Origin of the sequence: Microbacterium resistens (genome assembly GCF_031456305.1) — a bacterium.
GTDB classification, from domain to species: domain Bacteria; phylum Actinomycetota; class Actinomycetes; order Actinomycetales; family Microbacteriaceae; genus Microbacterium; species Microbacterium resistens_A.
Genome location: NZ_JAVDUM010000013.1, coordinates 22168 through 38937 on the forward strand (window position 1 = coordinate 22168; position 16770 = coordinate 38937).

At 69.3% G+C, this 16770-nt stretch carries 17 protein-coding genes and 1 tRNA gene; 7 read left to right on the plus strand and 11 right to left on the minus strand.

Annotation, left to right across the window (positions count from 1 at the left end; translation table 11 throughout):
- Positions 1-4 precede the first annotated feature (4 nt).
- Genes J2Y69_RS14020 through J2Y69_RS14040 form a run of 5 tightly spaced genes read right to left on the minus strand, consistent with a single transcriptional unit; the run spans position 5 to position 4726 of the window.
- The gene (locus tag J2Y69_RS14020; RefSeq protein WP_310021804.1) at positions 5-994 is read right to left on the minus strand and encodes a helix-turn-helix transcriptional regulator; all 990 of its coding nucleotides are present in this window, start codon (positions 992-994) and stop codon (positions 5-7) included.
- Positions 991-2004 carry a helix-turn-helix transcriptional regulator gene (locus tag J2Y69_RS14025; protein ID WP_310021806.1) on the minus strand — a complete coding sequence of 338 codons (1014 nt, stop codon included), beginning with the start codon at positions 2002-2004 and terminating at the stop codon, positions 991-993. Before J2Y69_RS14025 ends, J2Y69_RS14020 begins: the two co-directional genes overlap by 4 nt.
- 7 nt (positions 2005-2011) lie before the next feature.
- Entirely contained in the window at positions 2012-2974 is a 963-nt protein-coding gene (locus tag J2Y69_RS14030) for an FKBP-type peptidyl-prolyl cis-trans isomerase (RefSeq protein WP_310021810.1), read from the minus strand.
- Between the two features lie 10 nt (positions 2975-2984).
- Positions 2985-4022 carry a tRNA (adenine-N1)-methyltransferase gene (locus J2Y69_RS14035; RefSeq protein WP_310021812.1) on the minus strand — a complete coding sequence of 346 codons (1038 nt, stop codon included), beginning with the start codon at positions 4020-4022 and terminating at the stop codon, positions 2985-2987.
- Positions 4019-4726, minus strand: coding sequence for an HAD family hydrolase (locus J2Y69_RS14040; RefSeq protein WP_310021814.1), 708 nt, complete (start codon positions 4724-4726; stop codon positions 4019-4021). The genes J2Y69_RS14035 and J2Y69_RS14040 overlap by 4 nt, the downstream gene beginning before the upstream one ends.
- A 107-nt stretch (positions 4727-4833) precedes the next feature.
- Between J2Y69_RS14040 and J2Y69_RS14045 the strand changes: the two genes are divergently transcribed.
- The gene (locus tag J2Y69_RS14045) at positions 4834-5682 is read left to right on the plus strand and encodes a PAC2 family protein (RefSeq protein WP_310021816.1); all 849 of its coding nucleotides are present in this window, start codon (positions 4834-4836) and stop codon (positions 5680-5682) included.
- Between the two features lie 45 nt (positions 5683-5727).
- Here J2Y69_RS14045 and J2Y69_RS14050 read toward each other — a convergent pair whose 3' ends face one another.
- Both J2Y69_RS14050 and J2Y69_RS14055 read right to left on the minus strand, forming a co-directional pair.
- Positions 5728-6552: an undecaprenyl-diphosphate phosphatase gene (locus J2Y69_RS14050; protein WP_310021818.1), complete on the minus strand. Its 825-nt coding sequence runs from the start codon at positions 6550-6552 to the stop codon at positions 5728-5730.
- Between the two features lie 45 nt (positions 6553-6597).
- Positions 6598-7899, minus strand: coding sequence for a M20/M25/M40 family metallo-hydrolase (locus J2Y69_RS14055; protein ID WP_310021820.1), 1302 nt, complete (start codon positions 7897-7899; stop codon positions 6598-6600).
- 112 nt (positions 7900-8011) lie between these two features.
- On the opposite strand from J2Y69_RS14055, the gene J2Y69_RS14060 reads away from it, so the two are divergent.
- A tRNA-Leu gene (locus tag J2Y69_RS14060) sits at positions 8012-8095 on the plus strand.
- 103 nt (positions 8096-8198) lie between these two features.
- Here the strand turns inward: J2Y69_RS14060 and J2Y69_RS14065 are convergent.
- Positions 8199-8456 (minus strand): tyrosine-type recombinase/integrase, encoded by a 258-nt coding sequence (locus J2Y69_RS14065; protein WP_310021822.1) that lies wholly within the window; start codon positions 8454-8456, stop codon positions 8199-8201.
- Between the two features lie 376 nt (positions 8457-8832).
- Between J2Y69_RS14065 and J2Y69_RS14070 the strand changes: the two genes are divergently transcribed.
- The 3 genes from J2Y69_RS14070 to J2Y69_RS14080 all read left to right on the plus strand — a co-directional run bounded on the left by J2Y69_RS14070 (position 8833) and on the right by J2Y69_RS14080 (position 11103).
- Complete coding sequence (locus tag J2Y69_RS14070; protein WP_310021823.1) at positions 8833-9117, plus strand: ribbon-helix-helix domain-containing protein; 285 nt, start codon at positions 8833-8835, stop codon at positions 9115-9117.
- Entirely contained in the window at positions 9114-9425 is a 312-nt protein-coding gene (locus J2Y69_RS14075; RefSeq protein WP_310021825.1) for a type II toxin-antitoxin system RelE/ParE family toxin, read from the plus strand. The genes J2Y69_RS14070 and J2Y69_RS14075 overlap by 4 nt, the downstream gene beginning before the upstream one ends.
- 367 nt (positions 9426-9792) lie before the next feature.
- Entirely contained in the window at positions 9793-11103 is a 1311-nt protein-coding gene (locus J2Y69_RS14080; RefSeq protein ID WP_310021827.1) for a Fic family protein, read from the plus strand.
- 36 nt (positions 11104-11139) lie between these two features.
- On the opposite strand, the gene J2Y69_RS14085 is transcribed toward J2Y69_RS14080, so the two are convergent.
- Together J2Y69_RS14085 and J2Y69_RS14090 are read right to left on the minus strand one after the other, a co-directional pair.
- The gene (locus J2Y69_RS14085) at positions 11140-12246 is read right to left on the minus strand and encodes a VIT1/CCC1 transporter family protein (protein WP_310021828.1); all 1107 of its coding nucleotides are present in this window, start codon (positions 12244-12246) and stop codon (positions 11140-11142) included.
- Positions 12247-12399: 153 nt separating this feature from the next.
- Positions 12400-14142, minus strand: coding sequence for a DEAD/DEAH box helicase (locus J2Y69_RS14090; RefSeq protein WP_310021830.1), 1743 nt, complete (start codon positions 14140-14142; stop codon positions 12400-12402).
- 160 nt (positions 14143-14302) lie between these two features.
- Between J2Y69_RS14090 and J2Y69_RS14095 the strand changes: the two genes are divergently transcribed.
- Together J2Y69_RS14095 and J2Y69_RS14100 are read left to right on the plus strand one after the other, a co-directional pair.
- Positions 14303-15133: an SGNH/GDSL hydrolase family protein gene (locus tag J2Y69_RS14095; RefSeq protein WP_310021832.1), complete on the plus strand. Its 831-nt coding sequence runs from the start codon at positions 14303-14305 to the stop codon at positions 15131-15133.
- 64 nt (positions 15134-15197) lie between these two features.
- On the plus strand, positions 15198-15905 hold the full coding sequence (locus tag J2Y69_RS14100) for a DUF998 domain-containing protein (RefSeq protein ID WP_310021834.1): 708 nt from the start codon (positions 15198-15200) through the stop codon (positions 15903-15905).
- On the opposite strand, the gene J2Y69_RS14105 is transcribed toward J2Y69_RS14100, so the two are convergent.
- Complete coding sequence (locus tag J2Y69_RS14105; RefSeq protein WP_310021835.1) at positions 15878-16756, minus strand: TrmH family RNA methyltransferase; 879 nt, start codon at positions 16754-16756, stop codon at positions 15878-15880. The genes J2Y69_RS14100 and J2Y69_RS14105 overlap by 28 nt on opposite strands.
- Positions 16757-16770 lie beyond the last annotated feature (14 nt).

Sequence of the window (16770 nt, forward strand, 5' to 3'; positions counted from 1 at the left end):
CAGTCTACCGTGTCGACGGCTCTACGTCACCGTTATAGAGCGCGAGCCCTGCAGCGGCCCAATCATGCGTCGCCGCGCGGGCCGCGCGAGGCTCGATGACCTCGAGCCGTCCGCCGAATCGGCCGGCCAGTCGCTTGAGCGTCAGCGGGTCGCCGATGCGCAGCCGCGCCGTCACGACTCCGGCTGCCGAGGCGACGTTCGCTGCCCGATCGAGATAGTCGCTCATGAGCGGGGCGTTGCCTTCCGGGAGCCGCACCGTGGCCTCCCCGTCCTCGGCGCCGATCGCGAAGAGCTCGGGGACGGGATCCTCGCCGTGCTCGATCGGGATGTCGGTGAGCCGCGGATCGCTGACCCTGTCAAGGTGGAACGTGCGCATCGCCTTGCGTAGATGGCACCAGCCCTGGAGGTACCACTGCCCGTTGGTGATCAGCACCTTCACGGGATCGACCGTCCGAGTCGTCGGCGACGCGTCCGGAGCGCGATAGGTGAAGGAGATCGCGACACCGCTCTGCAGCGCCTGTCCGACCAGCGTCCGGACCTCGTCCACCGGCCCCGGGGCGACGATGACGTCGGCGGGGAGCCCGGCCGCTCCCCGGGAGAGCTTCGCGATGAGCCCGGAGATCACTCCCGACTCGGCGACCGCCGGCACCGCAGCGGTCAGCTGCAGGCCTGCGAGGAGAGCCGCCGCCTCGCGGGCGGTGAGCCTCGGCGCACGCCGGAGGCCCACGTCGTTCGTGATCTCGATGATGCCCTGCTCGTCGAGCAGGTCCCAGTTGATATCGAACAGCTCCTGATGCTGCTGCCAGTACCCGTCGTCGCCGGGGAGGCCGATGAGGGTCAGCTTCTCCACCATCGAGCGCATCGTGGCGACCGGGACGTCGAAGTCGGCGGCGGCCTCGACGAGGGACACCTCGCCACGCTCCAGCAGATACGGCACGAGGGTCAGATAGGCGCGGACCCGGTCCGAGGTCAGCAATGGCTTGCGTGCGGTCATCGCGTCCCCTCCTCAGCTGCCCGGTCCCGATCGGGGACGGAGTGCGCGGCGATCACGGCCCGCAGCCGGCTCACGACGGCGTCTCGGAGCACGGCGGGCTCGACGACCCGGACCTCGGGGCCGTAGGACGCCAGCTCGTCGGCGAGGATGTGGAGATCGACGAAGGGCACGCGGAAACCCTGGGCGGCGGGCGTCGCACGTCGCCCCAACCGCAGCCAAGCCTCGGTCCCCGGAGTGATCTCCAGCAGCGCCGAGTTGGCGGCGGCGACCGCCTCCAGGCTCGCCAGCGCCCGCTCCCCCGCGTCCTCACGGAGCACAGGATCGTAAGCATCCGCGGTCACGGCCACGTCGCCGACGATCCGGGAGAGCAGGAACATCCGCTCGCCCTTCGCATCCCGATCGATGCCGAACACGTGCCAGCGCGCCTCGTACTCCAGGAGGGCGAGGGGCTGGACGCGACGACGACGAGGCGACTCCTCCCCCGGCTTCAGATAGTCGAAGGTCACCGCGACGCTGCGCTCGATCGCGTCCTGGAGCGGGGCGAAGGCGGCGTCCCGCGCGGTGATGCGCGGGGCGAAACCGATGATCGGCTCGTCGACGTCGATGCCGAGCGCGCGGATCTTCCGCACGCCGGCCTGGGCCTCCCCGGAGAGCGAGCCCTCGCTCCAGACGCTTCCGGCCAGGCGCAGCACGGCGAGCTCGGCCGGCGTGAACTCGATGTCGACAGGAAGGTCGTACTCCGCCTTCGGGATCCGATAGCGGGCCTCGCGGAGGTCGTTCGGGTCGGCATGGTCGCCGAGCATCTCGATCGGGATGCCGAGCGCGCGCAGGTCGTCCTTGTCCCGCTCGAACATCTTCTCGAGCGCCTCGGCCCGGGTCCCCGACTCCTGGCGCTGCCGGTAGCCCGACACGTTGTCGAGGATCTGCTGCTTGGTGAGGCCGATCTCCGTGGCCATCAGCGCCACGACGAGATTCGTCAGGCGCTCCTCCGGCGGGATCTTCGCGGCCACCGCGCTCCTACCGGGCTTCCGAGTCCACGCCGAGGATGTCCACGACGAAGACGAGGGTTGAGTTCGGCGGGATCTGCCCCTGACCGGCGTCGCCGTAGGCCTGCTCCGGCGGTACCACGATGAGCACCTGGGAGCCGACCGTCTGACCCTTCAGGCCTTCCGCGAAGCCAGGAATGACCTGCGAGAGGTCGAGCGGCACGGGCTTGTTCCCCCATGAGCTGTCGAAGACCTTCCGTTCCGCCCAGGTCACGCCCGTGTAGTTCAACCGAACGGGCGCATCGCCGGTGACCTTTTCGCCGTCGCCCTTGATGAGGGTCTGGACGACGAGGTCCTTGGGCGCCTTGGCCTCGGGGACGATGATGCCGGGACGACCGTTGGGGGCGCGAACAACCGTCGGGAGCCCGAGCGCGTCGTTGTACTGTTCGGCACCCTCGGCATGGGGCAGGTAGACCTTAGTGACGTCGATCACCGTGATGACCGTGTCCGTCGGTTCGAGCTCGAGGTCGGCAGCCGCCTTCGTTCCGAACTCGGTCACCGGGATCCCGGCGACGAGCCGAGAACCCTCGGTCGCGCACTTCAACGCCGTGCCGATGCCGGGATACTGGTCGCTCCAGGACGTCACGCTCGTAAGGCGTGACAGGTCCCCGTTGTACTCGGTCGACACGATGCGCTCTCCTGTGCGACCGCTGTAAAGAGAGAGGTCGATGGCGAGAAGCTGATCGCTGTCGGTGATCGCACTGCCCCCGCCATCGATCAGCCGCTGAACGGTGGTCTTCTCCTCGTGCGCCGGGGTCTTGACCTTGACCTCCGGGCGACTCCCCAGCTCCCCGCTCACCGTCGCGACCTTCGTGAGGTCGCCGGTTCCTTCGGCGCCGCACGACGAGCCCTCGAAGGAAGGCCCGCTCGAACAGCCGGCGAGGGCGAGAGCGGCGATGCTGAGGGTGATCAGAGCAGCGGCAGTTTTACGCACGCGCTCCAGTCTAGGCGGACGGGTCCGAATCGCCGTCCGGCGACGCGGGGCGATCCGTGCGCGCATCGGCGGCGATCCGTGCACCGGACGCGGCCTTCTGCGCCTCCCGGACGCGTTTGCGGAGGTTCTTGTCGGTGATCTCGCGGTCACCGACCGCCCCCGGGGTCCACAGCTCCACGTCCTCGTCGCCGTAGCCCGCCTTCTTCGAGGCGCGCCGCTTCACGTCCGGGGGCACGGCACCCGGAGCGAGCCGGCGCGCGGTGATCAGGAAGCCGGTGTGCGCGACCATCCGATGGTCCGGGCGCACGGCGAGTCCCTCGACATGCCAGCCGCGGACCATGGTCTCCGAGGCCTCGGGCTCGGTGAAGAGCCCTGTCCCCCGGATGTACTCCGCGACGCGGGAGAGCTGGGTCGCGGTGGCGACGTAGCAGAGCACGACACCGCCGGGCGTGAGGGTCTCGGCGACGACGTCGATGCACTCCCAGGGGGCGAGCATGTCGAGGACGACGCGATCCGCCGTCCCCGCCGGGACGGACTCGGGGAGCGCGTCGACGAGATCGCCGACGATGACGTCCCAGTTCGCAGGCCTCTCGCCGAGGAACGTCTCGATGTTGGCGCGGGCGACCTCGGCGAAGTCGTCCCGGCGCTCGAAGGAGAGGAGTCTCCCCTCCGGGCCGATGGCTCGCAGGAGCGACAAGGAGAGTGCGCCGGAGCCGACGCCCGCCTCGACCACGATCGCCCCGGGGAAGACGTCCGCCTGCGTGACGATCTGCGCGGCGTCCTTGGGATAGACGATCGCGGCGCCGCGCGGCATCGACATCACGAAGTCGCGCAGGAGCGGGCGGAGAACCAGATAGCCGTGCCCCGAGCTGTTCTCCACGACCGAGCCGTCGGGCAGCCCGATGAGGTCGCGATGGCGGAGGACCCCCTGATGCGTGTGCAGCTCACCGTCCTCGCGAAGCGTGATCGTGTGCATCCGGCCCTTGGGCCCGGTCAGCTGGACGCGGTCGCCCTCACGGAACGGACCGCTGGGACGCACGGCACTCATGCCTGGGCCTCCGACGCGGCGACCTCGTCGCGTCGGCCTGCGGTGCCGTGCACGGCGAACACGTCGGCGACGTCCGCCGCTGTCCGGTCCGACAGGGTCGGCCAGAGCTCATGGGCTCCGAGGCCGTCGAGCGCCACAATGTGCGGGATGCCGATCGTCACGACTCCGGCCGCGACGGCGGACCGCAGGCCGGTCGGCGAGTCCTCCAGCGCCACGACGGACGCGGGATCAACGCCGAGCTGACGCGATGCCTGCAGATACGGGTCGGGATGCGGCTTGGGCCGCTCGACGTCGTCGCCGGCGACGATGAGGTCGAAGGCAGGGAAGTCGATCAGCGCGACGATATCCTCCGCCATTCGCCGCATCGACATCGTCACCAGGGCCGTGCGCAGCCCGGAGGCGCGAAGGCTCTTGAGCAGCTCTCGTGCGCCAGGACGGAAAGGGACGCCCTCTGTGACGAGCTGGCGCCGTACCTCCTCGGTGAGGTGGTCGATGATCTCGGTCACGCCCATCGCGACGCCGGCGGACTGGAGGATCCGCGCGCTGTCCTCGAGGCCGCGCCCCACTAGGGTGAGTGCCTGCTCGTGGGTCCAGGTTCCCCCGAACGACTCCACGAGCGGCGTCTCGGCCGCCATCCAGTACGGCTCGGTGTCGACGAGAGTGCCGTCCATGTCCCAGAGGACGGCGGCGGGAAGCTGAGTCACCGGTCCATCGTAGCCGTGGACCCGGGCGCGGCCCGGCCCGCTCGGCGCGGGCGGCGACTAGCCTGGAGAGATCCAGCGACGCGTCGGGCGGCGCGGAGAGGAGCGAGGTGCAGGCACTCGGACCCCGGATCGTGGTCACCGCCTTCGACGGATGGAACGACGCGGGCGAGGCCGCGACCTCCGCCCTGGAGCTGCTGCGGAGCCACGGCGAGTACGAGCTCGCGCACGCCGTCGATCCCGAGTCCTACTTCGACTACCAGTACACGCGCCCATCCGTCGGCATGGACGGCGACGGCACCCGCAGGCTGAAGTGGCCGAAGGCGGAGCTGTGGCGCCCCGTGGGCGAGGCCGGCGAGTCGCGCTTCTGGCTTCTCACCGGCGTCGAGCCCGCTCGGGCATGGCAGGCCTTCGGCGCGGAGTTCGTGGACGTCGCCCTGCGCGATGACGTCACCGGCTTCGTCGCGCTCGGGGCGATGCTCTCCGACGTGCCGCACACGCGGCCGATCTCGGTGTTCGCGTCGAGCGAGAACGAGGAGGTCCGGGGCGCCCTCGCCATCGAGCGATCCGGATACGAGGGTCCCGTCGGGATCCTGAGCGTGCTGGAACATGCGTCGGAGGGCGCGGGCATCCCGACGGCGAGCCTGTGGGCGAGCGTGCCGCACTACGTGGCCTCCGCCACGCCTTCACCGAAGGCGACGCTGGCGCTGCTGGACCGGCTGGAGGAGATCACCGGGATCGACGTCCCGCGCGGACACCTCGCCACCGAGGCGGCCGCCTGGGAGGCGTCAGTGGATGCCGCGGCCGCGGAGGACGAGGACATGGCCGAGTACATCCGTCAGCTCGAGCGGACCAGGGACACCTGGGACTCCCCCGAGGCGTCAGGTGACGCAATCGCCCAGGCCTTCGAGCGCTATCTGCGCCGCAACGGCGAAGGGCCCGGCGACCACAAGCGCTGAGCGCAGGCCGCCGGACCCTTCGGAGCTCCCCGGATCAGTGCTGGATCAGGGCTGGATGACGCCCATGCCGAGGAGCACGAGGAGCACCGCGCCGAGCAGAACGCGGTAGATCACGAACGGCAGGAAGCTGTTCTTGGAGATCCACCGCATGAAGAAGGCGATCACCGCGAGCCCGACCACGAAGGCCACTCCGGTCGCCGCGAGCGTCTCCCCCGGGGAGAAGACCGCGGGCTGGTGAAGGTTCTTGATGAGCTGGTAGAAGCCGGATCCGAAGACGGCCGGGATCGCGAGGAGGAACGCGTAACGGGCGGCCGCGGCGCGCTCGTAGCCCATCAGCAGACCCGCCGTGATCGTCCCGCCCGAGCGGGAGACGCCGGGGATCAGCGCGAGTGCCTGCGCTGCGCCGTAGATCATGCCGTGCGGGACGGTGAGGTCTTTAAGGGCGCGGCGCTTGGCGCCGATCGCGTCCGCGATCCCCAGCAGGACGCCGAACACGATCAACATGATCGCGATGATCCAGAGCGATCGGAAGACCGTCTCGATCTGATCCTGGAAGAGCAGGCCGAGGACGACGATCGGGATGCTGCCGATGATGATCAGCCAGCCCATGCGCGCCTCGGGGTCGTTCCGGGGGATCCGTCCGACCAGGGCCAGCGCCCAGTGCTTGATGATGCGCACGATGTCGCGCCAGAAGAAGACGACGACCGCCGCCTCCGTGCCGATCTGGGTGATGGCGGTGAAGGCGGCGCCCGGGTCCTCAGCGTTCGGGAGGAAGATGCCGACGATGCGCAGATGAGCGCTGGACGAGATCGGGAGGAACTCTGTGAGTCCCTGAACGAGGCCGAGGAACAGGGCTTCGAGCAGATGCATGGGCGTGCTTTCGATCGGACGGAGACGCCCGATCGGCGACAGCCGTCAGTACGTCCGGAAGAGGTCGGTCAACACCTGCTGGCCGAAGACAAGCGAGTCTACGGGAACTCTCTCATCCACCCCGTGGAACATCCCTGTGAAGTCCAGATCCGCCGGCAGGCGCAGCGGGGCGAACCCGTATCCGGTGATCCCGAGGGTCGCCAGCGCCTTGTTGTCGGTGCCGGCGCCGAGGAGGTACGGGATCACCGGGACGCCAGGATCGTGGCGTCCGAGGGCGCCGACCATCGCATCGACGAGATCGCCCTCGAACGGCGTCTCCATGCCGATGTCGCGCACCACCATCTCGATCCGGACATCTGTGCCGACGATCTCCTGCAGCTGGGCCAGGACCGCGTCCTCGGTCCCGGGGAGCACTCGCACATCGATGAGCGCCTCCGCACGTTCCGGGATCACGTTGTGCTTGTATCCCGCCGTGAGCATCGTCGGGTTGGCCGTCGTGCGGAAGGTCGAGCGGAGGAACGCCTCCGCCGGCCCGGCGGCCGATGCCAGCGCGTCGGGGTCGTCATCCGGGATGCCCGTCAGCGCGCTGAGCCCGGCGAGCAGCTCTCTGGTCGTGGTGGTCAGCCGGACGGGCCACTGGGTGCGGCCGATCGCCGCAACGGCTTCGGCGAGCCGCGTGATCGCGTTCTCCGGGTGGAGCCTGCTCCCGTGTCCCGCACGGCCACGGGCGACGAGGCGGATCCACATGAGCGCCTTCTCCCCCGTCTGCAGCAGGTAGGCGCGGTGTCCTGCGACGTCGATCGAGTAGCCGCCGACCTCGCTGATCGCCTCGGTGGCGCCGGCGAACCAGTCCGGACGCTCGCGGACGACGATCGCCGACCCCTCGACGCCGCCGTTCTCCTCGTCCGCGAAGAACGCCAGGATCAGGTCGCGCTCCGGCTGCTCCCCCGCCCGGAGAAGGTCGGCGACGGAGGTCAGGATCATCGCGTCCATGTTCTTCATGTCCACGGCGCCGCGCCCCCAGAGCATCCCGTCCTTGACGATCCCGGCGAACGGATCGACGCTCCAGTCATCGGCCATCGCCGGAACCACGTCGAGGTGTCCGTGCACGACCAGCGCCGGCTTGTCCCCATCGCGTCCCGGCACGCGGGCCATCACGTTGGTGCGTCGGGGGATCGGCTCGAAGTACTCCGGCGTGAGACCGATGCCCTCCAGGTAGGCGCCGACATGCTCCGCCGCCTCCCGCTCCCCCTTGGCGTTCCCGCCGCCGAAGTTCGACGTGTCGAAACGGATGAGCTCGGCGGCGAGGCGCGCGACTTCGGGGAGATCGGGATCGGCGACAGACATGCTCTCAGCGTATCGAAACGCCATCGACGCGCCCGGGCGCCCGCCTCGGTTCGAGCGGCCCTGAAGAACGTGCTAATCTCGATCTTCGGTTGGAGACAGCCGAAAACACCCGGCGCGGGTGGCGGAATAGGTAGACGCGCTAGCTTGAGGTGCTAGTGCCCGATAGGGCGTGGGGGTTCAAGTCCCCCCTCGCGCACGGTGAGAAGGCGGTCCCGGAAGGGGCCGCCTTCCGTCGTATGCCCGTCCAGTCTGGCTTATGGGCTTATAACCCAGCACCCCTGTTTGCCCCATCGCGGGGTTCAGTTTCCGGCGAGGCGGCTGGCGAACTGGTCGAAGGCATTCTTCTGCATCGTCGGGGTGACGTGGCTATAGATGTTCATCTTCGTGGCGATGGCGGAGTGCCCGAGGCGTTCCTGCGCAACTTCGGGTGACACGCCGAGTTCCATGAGGATCATCGCATGCGCGTGCCGCAGGCCCTTGAGGGTGACGCATGGCAGGTGCTCGAACTTCTTGACCTTGCCCGCCCACTTCAGGCGGCAGCCCCAGCGACTCGTCATCGCGTCAGGCGAGCGCGGCTACCCTTGGTCGCTGCCGAAAATGTAGGCGTCGGCCCTCGCCAGCTCGAACGACAGCTCGGCGCGGGCGACCTTGTAGGAGGCGGGCGCTTTGACGACCTCCAACGTCGGCGCAGCCTCGTCATCACCCGTCAGGAAGCCGCACAAGCCCTCGGGGTCGATCCCCCACTATCACGGTAGGCATCGAGGACGGCACCATCCCCTCCGTCAAACTCGGCCATCGTGTCGTGATCCCGCGCGAGACGTTCCTTGCCCTGTTCGCGGATGGCTCGAGCGAGGATCGGACGTAGCGGGTTGTCTCTGCCGTCAGCCGAGGAAGCGGAGTAGGATTGAGTCCTACTGGAAGCGAGGCTCGATCATGCGCACGACGAAGCAGCTCAGCATCACCCTCCCCACGAACATGGCCGAGGCACTGAAAGAGCGCGTCGCCTCCGGTGCGTATGCGAGCGAAAGCGAGGTCGTCCGTGACGGCCTGCGCGCCTTGTTCGCCCGTGAGGAAGCCGTCGAGACGTGGCTGCGCACCGAGGTCGTCGCCTCCTACGATGAGCTGCGCGCCGACCCGTCACGCGCGATCAGCTCCGCCGACATGCGCGCCCATCTCGCCGAACTGCACGCCGGGCGGCTCGCGGAACGCGACTCGTGACCCGGAGCGTCGTCTACTCACCCCGCGCACGGCAGCAGCTCACCGACCTCTACCTCTGGATCGCGGAGAAATCGGGCTACCCCGAGCGAGCCGAGGGCTTCGTCTCCGCGATCTTCGACTACTGCGACGATCTCGCAGGCTTCCCGATGATCGGCCTCGCCCGGGACGACCTGCGTCCGGGGCTGCGGACGATCGGCTTCCGCCGCCGCGTCGTCATCGCGTTTGCCGTCCATGAGGAGACGGTGGAAGTCTACGGGGTCTACGGCGGACAGGACCACGAACCCCTGATCGCCGCTGAGGAGAGCTGAGCGTCCCCCGCACGCTACGACTCGGTCCAGCGTTGGACGCTCTGTGTGACTTGCCCCATCACCGCGGGCGGTGTCGCTCGCAGGAGCGCGTCGCGAATGCCCGCAGCGACCGGGGGATGCCTAAACGACCTTCCCCAGCTAGCGTGACTGCCCCAGATGGCCGTCCTCCGCCCGCAGTAGCGGGCCGACACGTCTTCAGGGTAGGTCAGGGGGCTGGGCCGTTGTTCAGACCGCGCTGACCCCGAAGACGAGACGCTCCTGCTGTTGTTCGCGGACGACGCAAGGCGACTAACCGTGATTCCATTCCTGATATTTCTCGGTTAGATCATCTAAAGTAGAAATAGGAACTGTAGAGGCGGGGGTTGTGATGGGCGAATACGTCGAGCGTCTGTGGCATCCCGAGGACACGAGCGGCTTGAGCCGCAAGGATCACGCGCCCGGTCACTACCTGGCGTATGTGCCCGATGAACTCGACACAGGTCTCCCGGCGCTCGGCGCCGACGCGCAGGGGGCGGCGGCGGATGCACTGGCGGTGCTCGCCCGAGCAGACGAGCGGATCGGGGAACGCGGCCAGTATCTGAACCATCTGCTGATCCGGTCGGAGTCCATCTCGTCGTCGTGGATCGAGGGGAATCGCATCACCCCCAAACGCTTGGCGATCGCGGAGCTGTTGCACCAGGGCCCTCGTCAAGCGCTCGACGTCGTGGCGAACGTGCGCGCGACAGAGGCCGCGATCGCGGAGCTCGCCGACCATACCCGCACGGTTACGACAGGCGACATCGTGGATCTGCAGCACGTGATCGAACCCCGCCTGGAGCCGGGACTGCGGCGGGAGCAGAACTGGGTCGGGGGTTCCGGTTGGTCGCCGTTACGCGCGGCGTTCGTGCCACCGCCGGAGACCGAAGTGCCTCGACTCGTGGCTGACCTCGCGCGGTTTGTGACGGAGACAGGCGGGAATCCGGTCGTGCGGGCGGCGATCGCGCACGCGCAGTTCGAGACGATCCACCCGTTCATCGACGGCAACGGTCGCACCGGACGCGCCCTCATCCACACGATCCTGCGCCGCGCGGACGCACTGCGCAACGCGCTCATCCCCATCAGCACCGTCTTCGCCGGCGACACCGACGCCTACATCGCAGGGCTTACCGGCTACCGTGCCGGCCCGCCTGCACTCGACGATTGGGTGATCGGCTTCGCGCACGCCACGGAGAAGGCCGCGGGGAACGCCGTGAGGCTGGCGGAGGACATCGCCGCGCTCGACCGCGACGAGTATGACCGGCTGGTCGCGTTCCGTCGCGACCGCGGCCTGAACCCGGAGGTGCCGCGGCGGGATGCCGCCGTGCTGCGAATCCTTGACAGCCTCTCCTCCGACCCCGTGGTCACCGCCGAATCCGTCAGCACACGCCTCTCGGTCTCGCTCGCGGCCGCGCACCGCGCATTGGTCGGGCTGGCGGAGGCAGGCATTCTCGGACGCACGAAGGATCAGCGCGGGCGTCTGGTCTGTTGGACCGCCGACCGACACCTCGCGCTCGTCGCGCTGACCGAGCGCAGCAACCGCGCCGGAGGCGAGGACACCCGCAATCGCACACCGCACCTCGGACCTGCACAGCCTGACGTGAGCCAGTTCGGACTCCGACGATCGTCGCCCGCCGTGCGACACGACGCGCCTGGCCCATAGAGCTACGGCCCAAGGCGAGGCCGGCCGTGTCGCCGCTCAGACAGCGCTGACGCCGAAGACGAGTCCGAGCACGTAGGTCACCGCGGCGGCACCGAAGCCGATCGCGAGCTGGCGGAGCGCACGCCGCAGCGGCGGCCCTCCCGAGAGGATCCCCACCATCGCCCCGGTCCCCATGAGCGCGACGCCGACCAGCGCGAGCGCCGTGATGACCGCGGCGAGGCCTTCCAGACCGAAGATCCACGGCAGCACCGGGATGATCGCCCCGGAGGAGAAGAGGAGGAAGCTGGAGACGGCGGCACCCCAATCGCTCCCGATGAGGTCGTGATCCGCCCCGCGCACGCCGATCGGGCCGGTGCTCGTCTGCCGGACGCCGAGCTTCGCGGCCTCGACCACCCGACGCGCCTTGAGCAGCGCCTCCTCCGTCTCGACCCCGCGGGCGCGGTAGACGAGGGCGAGCTCGTTCTCGTCGATGTCGAGGTCGCCCGCCGATGCGGCCGCGTCGTCGTTGGCCTCCGTCGCTGCCAGCAGCTCGCGCTGAGAGCGGACGGAGACGAACTCGCCCGCGCCCATGGAGAGTGCACCGGCGAGGAGCCCCGCGATGCCGCTGAAGAGGACGAAGCCTCCGCTCACACCCGTCGCGCCGATGCCCATCACCAGCGCGAGGTTGCTGACCAGACCGTCGTTGGCGCCGAAGACCGCCGCACGGAAGGAGCCGGAGAGGCGGCGGCGTCCTCGGGCCGCGAGCCCGCGCACCACCTCGTAGTGGATCTTCTCGTCGGCGCGCATGGCAGGCGTCGCGAAGACCTCGGAGTCGTACGGCGAACGGGCCTCGGCGCTCTGGGCCAGAGCGAGGACGAAGATCGAGCCGAAGCGTCCGGCCATCCAGCCGAGCATCCGGGAGCGGATGCCGGGAGAGGGCAGACGCGCGGGCTCGCCCCCGAGCAGGTCCAGCCAGTGCTGCTCATGTCGGCCCTCCGCCTCGGCGAGCGAGAGCAGGATCTCCTGCTCCTCCCCCGACCGTCGCGCGGCGAGGCGCCGGTACACCCGTCCCTCCGCGCGCTCTTCGACGAGATAGCGGGCCCAGCGGCGTCGGTCGGCGTCGGTCGGTTCGGGGATGGGGGCCGGTGCCGGGGTGTCGATCATGGGGGCTCCTCGTTCGCAGGCAACCGTTCCACGGTACTGAGCGGGGGCACCGCGATCCGCACCAGAACGCGGATTGACAGCATTTCGGGCACCCTCATCAACGCAACGAAAGCGTGCGGCGATCGACCTCTCACAGGCCGAGGGACGTCGCGCTCAGGAGCGGACGCGTCGTCGGAGCAGGTCGATCCGGGACTGGAGCTGGGTGACGGTCGCCTGCGCGACCGCGGGGCCTCCGCAGACGCGGCGGAGCTCCGCGTGCACGACGCCGTGCGGTTCCCCCGTCTGGCGGGCATACACGCTGACGAGGCTGTTCAGGAGCTGACGCTGCTCCTTGAGCGTGCGGTGCAAAGGCGCAGGGAGCGTCGTCGTCTGCTCCGGCGTCTGGGTCGCCTCCCTGACCTCGCGGAGACGGGACTGACGGGCCTGGCGCTGCATGAGGAGCTCGTGCACGTGCTCCGGCTCGAGGAGACCCGGCAGCCCGATGAACTCCTCCTCCTCGGCCGAGCCGGGCTCGGCGAGCTGACCGAACTCCAGCCCTTCGAAGACCACGCGGTCGAAGTGCGCGAGCGACGAGATCGCCTGATAGCTGAACTCCTGCGTCAGCGCATCGGACGCCGCATCCTCACGGTTCGCGCTGTCCAGCAGCGAATCGTCGAGGCCGTCGTCGTCCTTGGTCTTCCGATCCAGCGCGTGGTCCCGCTGTCGCTCCATCTCGTTCGCGTGCTTCATCAGCACGGGGACGTTCGGCAGGAACACGCTCGCCGCCTCGCCGCGGCGACGGGCCCGCACGAACCGGCCGATCGCCTGCGCGAAGAAGAGGGGGGTCGAGGCCGACGTGGCGTAGACCCCGACCGCGAGACGTGGAACGTCCACGCCCTCCGAGACCATGCGCACCGCCACCATCCACCGGCTCGTGCCGGCGCTGAACGACTCGATGCGCAGCGAGGCCTCCGCCTCGTCCGAGAGGACGATGGTGGGACGCTCCCCCGTGAGCTCCCTCAGGATCACCGCATAGGCCCGGGCGACGGTCTGGTCCGTCGCGATCACGAGGCCACCCGCATCCGGCACGTGATGGCGGATCTCCGTGAGCCGTCGATCGGCCGCCGAGAGCACGGCGGGCATCCACTCGCCCGCCGGGTCGAGAGCCGTGCGCCACGCCTGGGCGTTGACGTCCTTCGTGTTGTCCTGGCCGAGATGCGCCTCGAGCTCGTCCCCCGCGCTCGTGCGCCATCGCATCTTGCCCGCGTACATGTGGAACAGCACCGGACGGACCACCCCGTCGGCCAAGGCTCGCCCGTATCCGTACCGGTAGTCGGTGCTGGAGAGCCGCGAGCCCGACTCGTCGGGGATGTACTCCACGAACGGGATCGGCGCGGTGTCACTGCGGAAAGGCGTTCCCGACAGGAGGAGACGGCGACGGGCCGCCGAGTAGGCGTCGCGGATCGCGTCGCCCCAGCTCAGCGCATCGCCACCGTGATGGACCTCGTCGAGGATGACGAGCGTCCGGGCGGACTCGGTCAGCTGCCGGTGCACGGAGGACTTCGCCGCCACCTGGGCGTATGTCACCACGACACCGTGATACTGCGCGGAGGGCGCCCAGTGGCTGTTGCGGAAAGCCGGATCGAGGCGGATGTGCACGCGCGCAGCCGCGTCCGCCCACTGCGTCTTCAGATGCTCAGTGGGGGCGACCACGATGATGCGGTCGATCTCGCCCATCCGCAGCAGCTCGACGGCGAGGGTGAGCGCGAACGTGGTCTTGCCGGCACCGGGGGTCGCCGCGACCAGGAAGTCGCGCTTGTCGGCCTGGAAGTACTCGTCCAGCGCCTCCCGCTGCCAGGCCCTCAGCTTGTCGGCGGTACCCCACGGAGCGCGCTGGGGGAAGGACGGAGAGAGCATGGGATTCCACGATAGACGAGTGCGCCGACATCGGTCGCGCCGGCGCAGACTCCGCCGGCCAACGCGCAGGAGATCCCGCTCCGCCACCGTGTCGGACCTGCGGACTAGGCTCGGAGACGGCGCGTCGATTGACCCGGCCGCCGGCATCCCAGGAGGCACCTTGACCGGTCACGAACCGCCCCGCACCCCCTTCGTCCCGAACGAGACGGCGCACCCCTGGCGACGCTACGTCGCGATCGGCGACTCGTTCACCGAGGGCATCGGAGACCCCGACCCCTCGGCCCCCGGCGGACACCGCGGATGGGCCGACCGCGTCGCCGAGGTGCTCGCCGCACAGGTGGACGACTTCGCGTACGCGAACCTCGCGGTGCGCGGAAAGCTCATCGGCCAGATCGGCGATGAGCAGATCGAGCCGGCGATCGACCTCAACCCCGACCTCGTCTCGATCTGCGCGGGCGGCAATGATGTGATCCGCCCCGGCACCGATCCCGACGAGATCGCCCTGCTCCTCGACGACGCGGTCACACGGCTGTCCAGGACGGGCGCTGCCGTCGTGCTCTTCACGGGGATCGACACGAACTTCACCCCGGTGTTCCGGCCGTTCCGCGGCAAGGTCGCGATCTACAACGAGAACGTGCGCGCCATCGCCGACCGGCACGACTGCATCGTCGCGGACCAATGGGGTCTGAAGGTGATCCAGGACACGCGATTCTTCGCCGATGACCGCCTGCACATGAACGCGCTCGGCCACCATGAGGTCGCCCGTCTCGTGCTCCGCGCCCTCAACGTGCCGAACGATCTGCAGGAGATGCAGCCGGACCCGGTCCCGCAGCGGACCTGGCGCGACGCGCGGGCCGGAGACCTCGTCTGGGCGCGGGAGTACCTCGTGCCCTGGGTGCTGCGACGGCTGCGCCACCAGTCCTCGGGCGACAACATCGAGGCGAAGCGCCCTGCACCGGCACCGGTGTCGCCGCCCGACGCCGACATCTGATTCCTCCGGCGGACGATGGGGTACCCGGATCACGATTCCATCGAGACGATCACCGGGAGGGATCATGACGGAAAGGTCAGTGAACGGACAGGACGCCGCCGTGCGGACGGCCGGACTCCTCTGGGCCATCGGGCCCCTTTGGTACATGCTCTGCGAGGCCGTGACCGCGGTGGCGTTCCCCGGCTACGACTACGCCCACTTCTACATCAGCGACCTCGGTGTGCCCGATCATGCGCTGTTCGAGTCACGGATGCTCGCCTCGACCGTGCCGCAGGTGATGGATGCCGGCTTCATCGGCTCGGGCCTCTTCTTCCTGCTGGGGCTGATCCTGCTCGTGCCGTATCTGCGACGGGGTTTCGGGACCATCTGCTTCGCCGTCATCGGTGTGCTCCACGCCGCCGGCATCGTGTTCGTCGGGCTGGTTCCCGGATCGCCGACGAACGCGGAGAACGGGCTCATGATCATCCACGTCCTCGGCGCGTTCGCCGCGATCGCGGGCGGGAACGTCGCGGCGATCCTGTCGGCGTCGGCGATGCGCCCGCTGCTCCCGACCGGCCGGCTCCGGTTCCTGGGCGTGGTCCTCGGCGTGCTCGGGCTGGTCTCCGCGACGTTGCTGACGATGCACCTCTGGCTCCCGGACGGAGTGTGGGAGCGCGGGGCCGTCTACTCGTTCCTGCTGTGGCAGTGCGTGCTGGGCTGGGTGCTGCAGCGTCCACGGATCCTGAACCGCGAGCCGGCGCCGGACTACGGTCCGACCTCGCGCGTCGCGTAGAACGCTACGGCTGACGCTGCCGCCACATTCAGGGAATCCACGCCGCCCTCCATCGGGATCGTGACACGCCGATCGACGACGCGGTCAGTGGCCGTGGTGAGTCCGTGCCCTTCGGAGCCGAAGACCAGAGCGAGATTCTCGTGGCCCTCAGCGACCAGATCGTCGAGCGTGATCGCCCCCTCCCCCAGCGTCATGCCCGCGACGACGTAGCCCGCATCCTTGAGCTCCTGGAGGCCTCTCGGGAAGTCGTCGATCCGGGTCCACGGAACCTGGAACACGGTGCCCATCGAGACGCGCACCGAACGACGGTAGAGAGGATCCGCACAGCCGCGCGTCACGAGCACGGCATCGACGCCCATCGCGGCCGCCGACCTGAATGCGGCGCCGACGTTGGTGTGCTCGTTCAGATCCTCCAGGATCGCGATCCTGGAGCGCACGCACCCTCGGCGCTCCGAGCTCAGCGACCCGGAGCGGTCGGCGGGGACCCGGATCCCGTCGAGCATCTCGGCCATCGTCGGCAACGCCGGGCGGTGCATCGAGGCGAGCGCGCCGCGGTGCACCGCATATCCGGTCACGCTCTCGGCGACCTCGTCCGGGACGAGGTACACCGGGATCTCCCCGTCGCCGGGCATCGCGTCCAGGATCTCCCGGATACCGTCGACCCAGCGCCGCTGCGTGAGGACGGAGCGGGGAACATGCCCGGCGGCCACGGCCCGTGCGATCACCTTCGCCGATTCCGCGATGTACAGCCCGCCCTGCGGCTCGCGGACGCGGCGGAGAGCGACGTCGGTGAGACCCCGGTAGTCGTCCAGGCGGGGGTCGGCGGCATCGGAGAGGGGCACGAGGTTCACCCGTCTACTTTCCC